This window comes from Nonomuraea sp. CA-143628 (assembly GCF_050942315.1).
Lineage (GTDB): Bacteria > Actinomycetota > Actinomycetes > Streptosporangiales > Streptosporangiaceae > Nonomuraea.
Map to the genome: position 1 here is coordinate 10,048,695 of NZ_CP192072.1, position 12,588 is coordinate 10,061,282.

Sequence of the window (12,588 nt, forward strand, 5' to 3'; positions counted from 1 at the left end):
CACGTTCAGTAGCCATAGGATCACGAAACGATTAAGGTTGGCCGAGATCGCACCTTCCTGAGATCACTCTACGAGGGGTCAAGAGCGGTCAACGACCCCCTCCTGAAGGAGAAGGCTTGAGGTGCCGCCAGGTGCTTTGAAGCCCCGCGTTGACCAGCCCTAGTCATCACCGTTGGAGGTGTGATCCAGATGGCTACCTTTCACACAGGACCGCAGACCCACCAGCGAATGCTTCCTCAGTTCGCTGCTCTGGAATCCGTGGGAGCAGACACGCCCGAGGGTGGGCACGAAACGGCTCACGGACGCGCGGCAGGCCGCGCACCCGGCGTGGAAGCTGGGCGAGGGGAGACCCGCCGCACCGCACCAAGCGGCGGGCGTCACCCCGACCCGGAACAATCCGGGAAGGGCGGAAGGGTCCTTACAGACCACCCACACATTTTCGTGACAGACGCACACGTTTTCGTGCTCGATCGCGACGGGAAACCGTTGCAGCCCTGCCGGCCCGGCCGCGCCCGGCAACTCCTCACAGCGGGCCGGGCGGTGGTGGTCCGGCACACCCCGTTCGCCATCCGCCTGACCGACCGTACGGCGGCCAACTCCACGGTCCACGGGGTTGAGGTCGGCCTCGACCCCGGCTCCCAGCACACCGGCATCGCCGTCTTCACCGAACGCGGCGGCAGCCGTACCGGGAAGTACAGCATCCAACTCGACCACCGGGGCACGGCGATCCGCGACACGCTCACCACCCGCTCGAACCACCGGCGCGGCAGAAGAACGCGCAAGCTGCGCTACCGCGCTCCTCGATACCTCAACCGCACCAAACCCAAGGGCTGGCTCGCGCCATCCCTACGGCACCGCGTGGACACCACCATGTCATGGGTGACCCGGCTGAGACGGTGGGCACCCGTACGCGCCATCCACATCGAGCGTGTCGCCTTCGACACGCACGCCATGTCGGCGGGCAAGTCGCTGGAAGGCGTCGAATACCAGCAGGGGACCCTGGCCGGATACGAAATCCGCCAATACCTGCTGGAGAAATGGGGCCGAACCTGCGCCTACTGCGGCAAGGCGGGTACACCGTTGCAGGTCGAGCACATCCACCCCAAGGCGCGCGGCGGCTCCGACCGGATCGCCAACCTGACGTTGGCGTGCCGGCCGTGCAACCAGGCCAAGAGCACCACGCCCGTCGAAGAGTTCCTGCGCAGCAAGCCGGCACTGCTGGCGCGCATCCTCCAGCAGGCCAAGGCCCCGCTCCGGGACGCCGCCGCGGTCAACGCCACCCGCTGGGCACTGTGGCGAGCACTCACCGCGACCACTCTGCCCGTGGCCACCGGATCGGGTGGACGTACCAAGTGGAACCGCTCCCGCACGAACGCGCCGAAGTCCCACACCCTGGACGCCCTGCACGTCGGCGAACTCGAGCAGGTGACCGGATGGCCAGGCCGCGTCCTGGTGGTCAAGGCCACCGGACGCGGCACCTACAGCCGAACCCGCACCGACCGGTACGGGTTCCCCCGCCTGCGACTTCCCCGCATCAAGCACGTCCACGGCTTCGCCACCGGCGACCTCGTACGCGCCACCCTCGCCACAGGCAAACACACCGGAGTCCACACCGGACGCGTCGCCGTCCGCACCACAGGCTCCTTCAACATCACCACCGCGAGCGCCACCCGCCAAGGCATCAACCACAAACACATCCGTCTACTCCAAAGGGCAGACGGCTATGGCTACACCACGAGCGAGGAGAGCACCATTGAACGGTGAACCTCAGGGCACACTCAGGCCCTCGAGAACCTTCACGCTCCTGATTCCTCCCCAGCGTGAACACCGGAATATCCACGGGAGGTTCTGATGACGTTCATGTCCAGGAACACCCGCCGCGCCCGGCGCTGGCCGTGCGCGCTGAAGACCCGGCTGACCGTCCTGCTCACCGTCCCTGCCACGATCGCCCGCGCGGCGCCGCGCCGGCTCGCCTGGAAAGCTCCGGCCACGACGGGGCCCGCCGCCGAGGAGCCCCACCGGCCCGCCACCGGCCACCCGCGGCGCCCGCCCGATCCCGTGGCCGTACGCGACGTGCTCCGCTCGGCCCTGAGCGCGGCCGGGTCGGGCCGCGCGGTGCTGGGCGAAGTGGACGACGCCCTGCTCAGGGGCACGGCCGTCGCCGAGATCGCGCACCTGGTGACCGAGCTGGTCGACAACGCGCTGACCTGCTCGGCGCCCGACACCGAGGTGGAGATCCGGGCCAGCACCCGCGAGGGCGAGTGCCACATCGCGATCGTCGACCAGGGCGTGGGGATGACCGAGGGAGAGCGCGCCGCCGCGAACGCCCGGCTCCGTGGCGAACGGCGCTTCTTCGCCGCCCCCACCCGCTACCTCGGCCACTACGTGGTGGGCAGGCTGGCCGAGCGGCTCGGTGTGCGCGTGTGGCTGGACGAGTCGCCGCCACACGGCATCACCGCCCGGGTGGCCCTCCCGGGCGAGCTCCTGGTGCCCTCACGGGTCAGCGGCCGTTGAAGGTGTCCCGTTCAGCGGCCGTTGAACACGTCCCGTTCAGCGGCCGTTGAACACGTCCCGTTCAGCGGCCGTTGAACACGTCCCGTTCAGCGGCCGTTGAACGCGTCCCGTTCAGCGGCCGTTGAACGCGTCCCGCAGCCGCGAGAAGAACCCCTGCTGCCCAGGGGCGAACTTCCCGGGCGGCCGCTCCTCGCCACGCAGCTTGGCCAGCTCGCGCAGCAGCCCCTCCTGCGTCTCGTCGAGCCGCAGCGGGGTCTCCACGTTGACGTGGATGAGCAGGTCGCCACGGCCCGTCTCGTTGAGCCGCTGCACGCCCCTGCCGTACATCGTGATGACCTGGCCCGACTGCGTGCCCGGCCGCACGTCGACCTCCTCGGAGCCGTCGAGCGTCTCCACGGCGAGGTTGGTGCCGAGCGCGGCGGCCGTCATCGGGATCTGGACCGTGCAGTGCAGGTCGTCGCCGCGCCGCTCGAAGATCTCGTGCGGGCGCTCGACGATCTCCAGGAAGAGGTCTCCGGGCGGGCCGCCGCCGGGGCCGACCTCGCCCTCGCCGGCGAGCTGGATGTGCGTGCCGTCCTCGACGCCCGCGGGGATGCGGACCTTGATCGTACGGCGGGTGCGCACGCGGCCGTCACCCGAGCACTCCTGGCACGGGTGGCGGATGATCGTCCCGAAGCCGCCGCACTGGGGGCACGGCCTGGAGGTCATGACCTGGCCCAGGAACGACCGGGTGACCTGGGAGATCTCGCCGCGCCCGTTGCACATGTCACAGGTGTCGGGGTGGGTGCCGGACGCGGCGCCCGCGCCCTGGCAGACCTCGCAGAGCACGGCCGTGTCGACGACCAGCTCGCGGGTGGTGCCGAAGGCGGTCTCGCGCAGGTCGAGCTCGACGCGGATGGTCGCGTTGCGCCCTCTCCTGGCCCGCGAACGGGGCCCGCGCGCGCCCCCGGCCGTGCCGAAGAAGGCGTCCATGATGTCGCTGAACGGGAAGCCCGCGCCGAAGCCGGCCGCTCCCTGACCCGCGCCGGCGCCGCCGAAGGGGTCGCCGCCCAGGTCGTACATCTGACGCTTGTTGGCGTCGGACAGCACCTCGTAGGCCTGCGTGATCTCCTTGAACCGCTCCTGGGTCGCGGGGTCCGGATTGACGTCGGGATGGAGTTCGCGGGCAAGCCTGCGGTAGGCCTTCTTGATCTCTTCCTGACTGGCGTCACGGCGCACCCCGAGGGTGGCGTAGTAGTCGCTGTTTGCCACTTATCGACCTCTTATGATGCAGCCAGGATTTGGCTGACGTAGCGTGCCACCGCGCGCACGGCGCCCATTGTCACGGGATAGTCCATCCTCGTGGGGCCTAGCACGCCTAGCCGAGCCAGTTCGTTGTCGCCAGAACCGTACCCGGTTGCGACGATCGACGTGCCACGGAGGAACGGGTTCTCCGAGCCGATGCGCACGGTGAGCGTGGACGGGGTGTCTGTGGAAGTCTCGCCGAGCAGCCGCATGAGCACGACCTGCTCTTCCAGTGCTTCGAGCACGTCGCGCAGCCCGGTCGAGAAGTCGGCCCCGGCGAGGTTGGCCGCACCGGCGAACACGATCTTCTCATCATGGCGCTCGACCAGCGTCTCGAGGAGCACCGACAGGATAGTGGCCACCACGGGACGGTCTTCGACCGGCAGCCGCTCCGGCAGGTCGGCGACCTGATCGGGGACGTTGACCAGGCCGCAGCCGTCGAGGGAGGCGTTGAGCACCGCGCGCAGGTGCGCGATGCGGGTGTCCTCCACCACTTCGGGCAGCTCGACCACCCGCTGCTCGACGCGGCCCGTGTTGGTGATCAGCACGAGCATGATCCGCCGGTCGTGCAGGGGCACGAGCTCGACGTGCCTGACCGTCGAGCGGGTCAGCGTCGGGTATTGCACGACCGCGACCTGCCGGGTGAGCTGCGCGAGCAGCCGCACCGTGCGGGTGACCACGTCGTCGAGGTCGACCGCGCCGGCGAGGAACGTCTCGATCGCCCGGCGCTCCGCCCCGGAGAGCGGCTTGACCTGCGAGAGCCGGTCGACGAACAGGCGATAGCCCTTGTCCGTCGGCACGCGGCCCGCGCTGGTGTGCGGCTGGGTGATGTAACCCTCCTCCTCCAGGGCGGCCATGTCGTTCCTGACCGTCGCTGGGGAGACCTTCAGGTTGTGGCGTTCGGCGAGCGCCCTGGAGCCCACCGGCTCATTGGTGGACACGTAGTCTTCGACAATGGCGCGGAGCACCGCCAGCTTCCGATCGTCGAGCACGCGCTCACCTCCTACCTCTGCCTTTCGGGAAACGACAGGTCTAGCACTCTGTGTTCCCGAGTGCCAAGTGTACGGCTCCCGCCCACAAGGTGCGATAACACCGGAGCTAGCGAGTGGCCGCCCATAGGGCGCACACTGGCCGATATGACCGATGACTCCCAGCCCCCCTCCTACGGTCCACCGCCGGGACAGGGTCCGTACCAGGGGCAACCTCCCCAGTACGGCCCGCCGCCGCCCCAATATGGTCCGCCGCAATACGGCCAGCAGCAGGGTCCGCCGCAATACGGCCAACAGCCGTACCAGACCGGCCCCTACGGGCAGCCGCAGCCGTACCAGCCCGGACCTTACGGCACGCCGCAGCGGTTCGGCCCGCAGGTTGACCCGAAGTTGATCAGACCGCGGTTGCGGTCGATCGCGGTCGCCTGGGGCCTGGCGCTGCTCGCCTGCCTGGCCGGGGTGGGATTGTTCGTGAGCGGCATCCTGAACACGGTGGGCGCGGTGGCCCCGTCCAAGACGTTCGCGGCGGGCCAGACCGTCACCGTGCCGCTGGACCCGGCGGACAAGCCGGTGGTCTATCTCGCCAGTGCGAGCCAGGTCCACTACATGTGCCGGATCGACGGCGGTCCCGGTCAGGCCAAGCTCGCCAAGACGTCGGGCATCGAGCGGGTCACCGTCAACGGCACCCAGTGGCAGCTCGTCCTCGTGGTCAACGCGCCGGTCAAGGGCGACTACCAGTTCACCTGCACGACCCAGGAGCAGGTGAACGCGCGCTTCGGCGTCGGCCGCGACTTCGCCGCCGCCGCGGGCGCCGCGGGCGGGCTGGTGGGCGGTGTGGTGGCGCTGCTGGTGATCCCGGGGCTGGGCGTGCTGGCCGCCGTCATCGTGACGATCATGGTGGTGACCCGGCGCAGCGCTCATCGCAAGCGCCTTGCGGCGGGCGGGTGATTTGCTACGGTCCCCGTGTGTACGAGGGCGATGTTCTAGCGGGAAATTGGCGGCGGCCGGGCAAGGGCAAGATCCCCCAGGTGCCCGCCGAACTCGATCTGGTCGTGGAGGACGCCGAGAGCGGCTTCTGCGGCGCCGTGGTGGCCTGCGACAAGGAGGCCGTCACGCTGGAGGACCGCTTCGGCAAGCGCCGCCTGTTCCCGTTCGCGCCCGCCGCGTTCCTGCTGGACGGCAAGGTCGTGACGCTCGTACGGCCGGCCGCCACGGCTCCCGTCGCGCCCAGGCGGAGCGCGTCCGGCTCGATAGCCGTCGAGGGCCTGCGGGCCCAGGTGGCCAAGGAGAGCCGCATCTACGTGGAAGGCGTCCACGACGCCGCCCTCGTGGAGAAGATCTGGGGCCACGACCTCCGGGTGGAGGGCGTCGTGGTCGAGTACCTGGAGGGCGTGGACGACCTGCCCGCGATCGTGGCCGAGTTCGGCCCGTCGCCGGAGCGTAGGCTGGGTGTGCTGGTCGACCATCTCGTACCGGGCTCCAAGGAGAGCCGGATCGCCGCTCAGGTGACCTCACCCCACGTGCTCGTCGTGGGCCATCCCTACGTGGACATCTGGCAGGCGGTCAAGCCCTCCGTGCTGCGGATCCCGGCCTGGCCCGACGTGCCGCGCGGGGTGCCGTGGAAGGAGGGCGTGATCGCCGCCCTCGGCTGGCGGATGGAGCCGGCCGACGCGTGGCGGCGCATCCTCGGCGCCGTCTCGGCATTCACGGACCTGGAGCCCGAGCTGCTCGGCCGGGTCGAGGAACTGATCGACTTCGTTACGGAGGCACCATGAGCCAGGATCCCCCGCAGCCGCCGCCGGACGATGATGCGACGCGGCGCATCTCACAGTCGGACATCAACCCCGAACCTCCTCGGCAACCGGAGTACGGCGCCCAGCCCGGCTCCGGTCCGACGCCCGGATACGGGGCTCAGCCTGGATCGGGTCCCGCGCCTGGTTACGGAGCTCAGCCAGAGTCCGGTCCCGCGCCCGAGTATGGCGGTCAGCCTGGGTATGGCGGTCAGCCCGGCTCGGGACCCGCGCCTGGGTATGGCGGCCAGCCCGCGTACGGTTCCGCCCCTCAGGGCGGTCCTGGGCCGGGGCCGCAGCCTGGTTACGGTTACGGACAGCCTGGTTCTGGCGGCTACGGACAGTCGCCCGGTTACGGTTACGGGCAGCCGCCCACGCCGCCGCCCGGCTACGAGCAGCCCGGCTACGGCTACGCGGCCCCGCAGCAGCGTCCGCCGCACGTCCCCGGCGTCTATGGTCCGCGGCCGGGCAGCGACGACACCACGATGGCCATGCTGGCCCATCTGCTCGGCCTGCTCGTCTCCTGGATCGGCCCACTGATCATCTACCTGATGAAGCGGGACGAGTCACCCTATGTCCGCGACCAGTCGGCCGAGGCGCTGAACTTCCAGATCACGATGTTCATCGGCTACGTCGTCGCGGGCCTGCTGACGGTCCTCATCATCGGGCTCTTCCTGTTCCCCATCATCTGGATCGTGTCGCTGATCTTCCACATCCAGGCCGCCGTCGCCGCCAACAAGGGCGAGAACTACCGCTACCCGATCGCCATCCGCATGGTCAGCTGAGCCCGTAACCAGGGCAACTGAGCAGATCGCGCACCAAGGCCATCTCCATCCGCATGGTCAGCCGAGCAGATCGCGTACCAGGGCGTCGGCCAGGAGCCGGCCGCGCAGGGTGAGCACCAGCCGCCCCGCCTTGAACGGCTCCGGCTCCAGCAGGCCGTCGCCCAGCGCCACCGCGACGGCCGTACGCGCGCCCGGAGCGACGTCGGCGAGCGGATAGCCGGAGGCCAGCCGGAGCTCCAGCATCAGGCGCTCGGCGTCGCGGTCGTCGTCGGCGAGCACTTCGCGCGCGTGCGCGGGCGAAGTGCCGGCGGCCAGGCGCTGGGCGTAGGCGGCCGGATGCTTGACGTTCCACCAGCGGGTGCCGCCCACGTGGCTGTGCGCGCCGGGGCCGGCGGCCCACCAGTCGCCGCCGGTCCAATAGAGCAAGTTGTGCCGGCACCGTGCATCGTCGTCGGTGGCCCAGTTGGACACCTCGTACCAGCGCAAGCCCGCCTCCGCCAGCAGCGCGTCGGCGATCTGGTAGCGGTCGGCGGCCACGTCATCGTCGGGCATCGGCAACTCGCCGCGCCTGATCCTGGCGGCCAGCCGGGTGCCCTCCTCCACGATCAGCGAGTAGGCGGAGACGTGGTCGGGCTCGGCGGCGATCGCCGCCTCCAGTGACGCCCGCCAGTCGTCGTCGGACTCGCCGGGCGTGCTGTAGATCAGGTCCAGGTTGACATGCTCGAAACCGGCCTTCTTGGCCTCGTGTACGGCCTGCGCCGCCCGGCCGGGCGTGTGCTGCCGGTCGAGCACCTTGAGCACGTGCTCTCTGGCGCTCTGCATGCCGAAGCTGACCCGGTTGAAGCCGCCGTCCAGCAGCCTGCCGAGGTAGGCCGGGTCGACCGACTCGGGATTGGCCTCCGTGGTCACCTCGGCGCCCGCCTTGAGCCCGAACTCCGCGTCGATCGCGGCGAGGATCCTGCCCAGGTCTTCGGCGGGCAGCAGGGTGGGCGTGCCGCCGCCGAAGAACACGGTCTCGACCGGGAGCTCCACGTCACCGAGGACACGTCGTGCCAGCCGTACCTCCTCGATGGCCGTGTCGGCGTAGTCGCGGTGCGAGGCACCGGGGCCCAGCTCGGCGGCGGTGTAGGTGTTGAAGTCGCAGTAGCCGCAGCGCGTCACGCAGAACGGGACGTGCACGTAGAAGCCGAACGGACGCTCGCCGAGGCCGCGCAGCGCGCTCTCAGGCAGGTCGCCGGACGGGGGCGCGGCGTCGCCGTCGGGCAGGGTGGATGGCACGCCTCCAGTCTGCCCGCTGCCATTGACTGCCTGATCCAGCGGCTCTACGATCCGTGAAACTTATAGGAAAGTTTCCTAATTGGGGATCGCCTGGTGAAGACGAAGATCCTGATCGCGCTCTCGCTCCTCCTCGGCCTCTCGGCGATCACGGTGCCCGCCGAGGCCCATACCGGCTTCAAACGCGTCGCCTACTTTATCCAGTGGGGCGTCTACGGCCGCAACTTCCATGTCAAGGACGTCGAGGCCAGCGGCGCCGCCGCCAAGCTGACCCACCTCAACTACGCCTTCGGCTTCGTCAACGCGGAAGGGACCTGCTACTCCGCCGATCCCTGGGCGGACTGGCAGCGCCCCGTACCCGCCGAGCAGAGCGTGGACGGCGTGGCCGACGCGCCCGGACAGGCCCTGAACGGCAACCTCAACCAGCTGCGCAAGCTCAAAACCAAGCACCCGGGGCTGAAGGTGCTGATCTCACTGGGCGGCTGGACCGGCTCCCGCTACTTCTCCGACGCCGTACTCACCCCCGAGTCCCGGGCGAAACTGGCACAGTCGTGCGTCGACCTGTGGCTGCGCGGCGACCTGCCGGGGGTGGCGGCGGGCGCGGGGGCCGGGGTGTTCGACGGCATCGACCTCGACTGGGAGTGGCCCGGTTCGTCCGGCGCCGACGGGAACGTCATCAGGCCCGAGGACAAGCGCAACTTCACCCTCTTCGCGGCGGAGCTGCGGTCGCGGCTGCGAGCCTTCTCCCCGTCGTCGCAGTTGACGGCCTTCCTGCCGGCCGCGACGGCCAAGATCGACGCCGGGTTCGAGGTGCGGCAGGTGTTCAGGCAGCTCGACTTCGCCACCGTCCAGGGGTACGACCTGCGGGGCAACTGGGAGCCCCAGACGGGCCACAACGGCAACCTGCTGACGGACCGCCACGACCCCAACCCGATCCGGTACAGCGTCGACCAGACCGTACGCGACTACCTGTCCCGCGGCGCGCCGGCGAACAAGATCGTGATCGGCGTCCCCGCGTACGGCCAGGGCTGGACCGGGGTGACGGCCGGCGGCGACGGCCTCTACAAGCCCGCCACCGGCCCGGCGCCCGGCAAGTGGGGGGCGGGGACGGAGGACTACAAGGACCTGGTGACCAAGCCCGGCAAACGGTATCGGGACCTGCGCACGGGGACGTTGTGGCTGTACGACGGGAACGAGTTCTGGTCGTACGACGATCCGAAGGTGATGCTGGAGAAGGCGGCCTACATCCGGCTCAAGGGGCTGGGCGGGTCGATGATGTGGTCGATCGACCAGGACGACTCCCGCGCCTCGCTGACGTCGGCGCTGTACTCAGTGCTGCGATGATCATGACGCTGTTCGTGAGGCGCGGACGATCGTGGTGTGCGGGCGTGCGTCCTGCCGCGCCCGCACACCGCCTTCACGTCTGACCCGCACACCGGTCCTCTGACCCCACCACACACCACCCACATCGGACCCGCAACTCCCGCACCTCACGTCCCCGCGCACTAGACCATCACCGCGCCCCGCCCCCCGCAGTCCGCGCGCCGCAGTCCGCTGGGTGCGGGAGTGCGGGAGTGCGGGAGTGCGGGAGTGCGGGAGTGCGGGAGTGCGGCTGCACCCTTGCATCGCGCCGCGAACGCCGTCCATGCTCGCTTCGCGCCCGGATGCCGCGAACGCCGTCCGTGCTCGCGTCGCGCCCGGATGCCGCGAGCCGGCAGACGGTAACCGAGCCCCCATGACCGATCCACTGCCCGCACTCTCCACCCCAGGGTGGAGATCCAGGACTCAACCCCCAGTCCGATCCGCCGCCACACCGCTCCTCCCTACCGTCAGACACATGGATCCCCTGCTGAGCGCGCTGCTCATCCCCGCCGTCGTCATCTTCGTCGTCTACCGGCAGATGATGACCCGCCCCACGGCCAGAAACGGCATTGTCTATGTCTCCGCCGCCCTGGTCGCGCTGGGCCTGCTCACCGGCGGCCTCATCGACGGCGCCCATCTGGCCCTCAGCCTGGCCTTGGCGGCTGTGGAGGCCATCGCCGCCGTGGTCTTCGGCGCCGTCCGCGCCGCGACCGTACGCGTCTGGATGGACAAGGCCGGGGTGACCTGGTCGAAAGCCACCCCCTTGACCCTTCTGGCTTGGCTGGCCTCGGTCGCGAGCCGCGTGGGCCTGTACTTCGCCGGCACCGCCCTCGGCCTGCACGTCTCGACGTCCGGCGTCCTGTTCTTCGTCGGCCTTACCATCGGTGCCCAGGCCCTGCTCGTCGCCCGTCGCGGCCGCGCCCTTTCCGGTACGACCGTGCGGGCGGATAGCTTCGTGGAGTGATGCCGGACCCGTCAAAGATCGCCCCCTTCGCCCTGCGACTGGGGGTGATCGTCGTGTTCGTATGGGCGCAGGTACGGTCCAAGCCGGCGCTCGGCTTGAGCGGCTCCGGCCTGACGATCACCGGATTGACCGCAGCCATAGTGATCCTGCTGGTCGTCGCCCAACTCCCCATCACCCGGAAAGCATCAGAGCTCCCACAACCCCGCAAAGCGCCCCAACTCCAACCAGACCAGCCACCGCCCCCGCCCCGGTTGGCCCGAGCGACATCCCCGACACCACCAAACCAAGCGCCCTCCCCACCGCCACTGGATCGAGCGTCTCCCCGACCCCCGCTAGATCAAGGGATGTCGCGTATGTCCGAACCCATCGATGTGGCACGCAAGGGGGCCACGTTCAGCGCACTGACCAGGGCTGTCATGTCCCGCATATCCCGCATGACGACCGTGTTCCGCCGGTTCGGCAGAGCGATCACCTCCCGAGCGCCTGACGCAGCGAGCCCATCCGAGCTGTCTGCCACAGCGACCACGTCCCAAATGCCTGCCACAGCGGCCACGTCCCGGCTGTCCGCACTGGCGGCCAGGTCCCGGGTGCCTCTCCTGGCGATCGCGCTCGGCGCATCGACCGCCTTCGCGATCGCTCTCGACTTGGTGGCCGACGGCGGGCCGGCGTTCGCCGTGCTGTTCTACAGCCTCGGCATGGCGGCGATCCGGCTGCCGTTGCGCCAGTCGGTGCCGATCGGGGTGCTGGCCATTTGCGCGCTGCTCGTGGAGGGGGCGATCGCCGGTCGGCTGAGTCGCGATCTGAGCCTCATCCTCAGCCTCTGCCTGGTGTTCCTGGTGGCCTACTCGGTCAAGGAACGCCGGGCGGCCAGAGCCGCCGAAGGCCGCGAGGCCGTACTCGCCGAGAGGGCACGGATCGCCAGAGAGATCCACGACATCCTCGCCCACTCGCTGTCGGCGCAGCTCGTACACCTGGAGGGCGCCAAGCTCCTGCTCCGCGCGGACAAGGCCGACGAAGCACTCGACCGCGTCGTCCGAGCGCGCGACCTGGCCAAATCCGGGCTCGAGGAAGCCCGGCGCGCGGTGTCGGCCTTGCGCGAAGACTCGCCCGCCCTTCCGCAGGCACTTCGGACGCTGGCGGAGGAGTTTCAAGCGACCACCGACCGGGCGTGCACGCTGCAGATCTCAGGCACAGAGCACCGCCTGCCTCCGGAGACGGAACTCGCCCTGCTGCGCACAACCCAAGAGGCGCTGACGAACGTACGGCGGCACGCTCCCGGTTCTCCGGCCACGATCAGACTGGTGTACGAGCCCGGCTCATGTGACCTCCGCATCACCAACCCCGCCGCAGCCGAGCGAGGCACACCTGGGGGAGGATATGGCCTCGTGGGCATGCGCGAACGAGCCGAACTTCTCGGCGGCACCCTGTCGGCGGGCGAGACGACCGACGGTTTCCGCGTCCATTTGTGGGTCCCAGCGTGAACCAGCGCACGGGTGAGACGAACGGCGGCTTCCGCCAACCCGCCAGTCTCCTGAGCTTCCGCGTCCACCTCGGGAGTCCCTGCGTGATCTCCCTCGCGTCTGGCAGCCCCGCCGGTCTCGCCCGGTGGGTCGCGGTGGCCGGAT

At 69.7% G+C, this 12,588-nt stretch carries 11 protein-coding genes; 8 read left to right on the forward strand and 3 right to left on the reverse strand.

All coding sequences use genetic code 11. The features are described from left to right. The first annotated feature begins 441 nt into the window (after positions 1 to 441). Positions 442 to 1,764 (forward strand): RNA-guided endonuclease IscB, encoded by a 1,323-nt coding sequence (iscB, locus tag ACQP2T_RS45525; RefSeq protein WP_433511063.1) that lies wholly within the window; start codon positions 442 to 444, stop codon positions 1,762 to 1,764. A gap of 87 nt (positions 1,765 to 1,851) precedes the next feature. Beyond that, positions 1,852 to 2,514, forward strand: coding sequence for a sensor histidine kinase (locus ACQP2T_RS45530; protein ID WP_433511064.1), 663 nt, complete (start codon positions 1,852 to 1,854; stop codon positions 2,512 to 2,514). 111 nt (positions 2,515 to 2,625) lie between these two features. Here ACQP2T_RS45530 and dnaJ read toward each other — a convergent pair whose 3' ends face one another. Together dnaJ and hrcA are read right to left on the reverse strand one after the other, a co-directional pair. Beyond that, entirely contained in the window at positions 2,626 to 3,765 is a 1,140-nt protein-coding gene (gene dnaJ / locus ACQP2T_RS45535; protein ID WP_433511065.1) for a molecular chaperone DnaJ, read from the reverse strand. 11 nt (positions 3,766 to 3,776) lie between these two features. After that, positions 3,777 to 4,790, reverse strand: a complete 1,014-nt coding sequence (gene hrcA / locus ACQP2T_RS45540) for a heat-inducible transcriptional repressor HrcA (RefSeq protein ID WP_433511066.1) — start codon at positions 4,788 to 4,790, stop codon at positions 3,777 to 3,779. 144 nt (positions 4,791 to 4,934) lie between these two features. Here hrcA and ACQP2T_RS45545 point away from each other — a divergent pair, with 144 nt between their 5' ends. The 3 genes from ACQP2T_RS45545 to ACQP2T_RS45555 are packed head-to-tail and all read left to right on the forward strand — an operon-like array spanning position 4,935 to position 7,362. Further along, positions 4,935 to 5,735, forward strand: coding sequence for a hypothetical protein (locus ACQP2T_RS45545; protein ID WP_433511067.1), 801 nt, complete (start codon positions 4,935 to 4,937; stop codon positions 5,733 to 5,735). A gap of 17 nt (positions 5,736 to 5,752) precedes the next feature. Beyond that, a complete protein-coding gene (locus tag ACQP2T_RS45550) occupies positions 5,753 to 6,562 on the forward strand; it encodes a DUF3097 domain-containing protein (RefSeq protein ID WP_433511068.1) in 810 nt (269 codons plus the stop codon). Beyond that, complete coding sequence (locus ACQP2T_RS45555) at positions 6,559 to 7,362, forward strand: DUF4870 domain-containing protein (RefSeq protein ID WP_433511069.1); 804 nt, start codon at positions 6,559 to 6,561, stop codon at positions 7,360 to 7,362. The genes ACQP2T_RS45550 and ACQP2T_RS45555 overlap by 4 nt, the downstream gene beginning before the upstream one ends. A 57-nt stretch (positions 7,363 to 7,419) precedes the next feature. Here the strand turns inward: ACQP2T_RS45555 and hemW are convergent, their stop codons facing one another. Beyond that, positions 7,420 to 8,640 carry a radical SAM family heme chaperone HemW gene (gene hemW / locus ACQP2T_RS45560; protein ID WP_433511070.1) on the reverse strand — a complete coding sequence of 407 codons (1,221 nt, stop codon included), beginning with the start codon at positions 8,638 to 8,640 and terminating at the stop codon, positions 7,420 to 7,422. Between the two features lie 93 nt (positions 8,641 to 8,733). Between hemW and ACQP2T_RS45565 the strand changes: the two genes are divergently transcribed. The 3 genes from ACQP2T_RS45565 (at position 8,734) to ACQP2T_RS45575 (ending at position 12,444) form a co-directional block, all read left to right on the forward strand. Continuing rightward, positions 8,734 to 9,981, forward strand: a complete 1,248-nt coding sequence (locus ACQP2T_RS45565; protein ID WP_433511071.1) for a glycoside hydrolase family 18 protein — start codon at positions 8,734 to 8,736, stop codon at positions 9,979 to 9,981. 493 nt (positions 9,982 to 10,474) lie between these two features. Continuing rightward, positions 10,475 to 10,963: a hypothetical protein gene (locus ACQP2T_RS45570; RefSeq protein ID WP_433511072.1), complete on the forward strand. Its 489-nt coding sequence runs from the start codon at positions 10,475 to 10,477 to the stop codon at positions 10,961 to 10,963. Between the two features lie 533 nt (positions 10,964 to 11,496). Further along, positions 11,497 to 12,444, forward strand: a complete 948-nt coding sequence (locus ACQP2T_RS45575) for a sensor histidine kinase (RefSeq protein WP_433511073.1) — start codon at positions 11,497 to 11,499, stop codon at positions 12,442 to 12,444. Positions 12,445 to 12,588 lie beyond the last annotated feature (144 nt).

Excerpts from the sequence above, each read along its gene's own strand:
- ACQP2T_RS45555 (WP_433511069.1), top strand. The coding sequence starts at position 6,559 with ATGAGCCAGGATCCCCCGCAGCCGCCGCCGGACGATGATGCGACGCGG.
- ACQP2T_RS45570 (WP_433511072.1), top strand. The coding sequence starts at position 10,475 with ATGGATCCCCTGCTGAGCGCGCTGCTCATCCCCGCCGTCGTCATCTTC.
- ACQP2T_RS45545 (WP_433511067.1), top strand. The coding sequence starts at position 4,935 with ATGACCGATGACTCCCAGCCCCCCTCCTACGGTCCACCGCCGGGACAG.
- ACQP2T_RS45530 (WP_433511064.1), top strand. The coding sequence starts at position 1,852 with ATGACGTTCATGTCCAGGAACACCCGCCGCGCCCGGCGCTGGCCGTGC.
- ACQP2T_RS45575 (WP_433511073.1), top strand. The coding sequence starts at position 11,497 with ATGCCTGCCACAGCGGCCACGTCCCGGCTGTCCGCACTGGCGGCCAGG.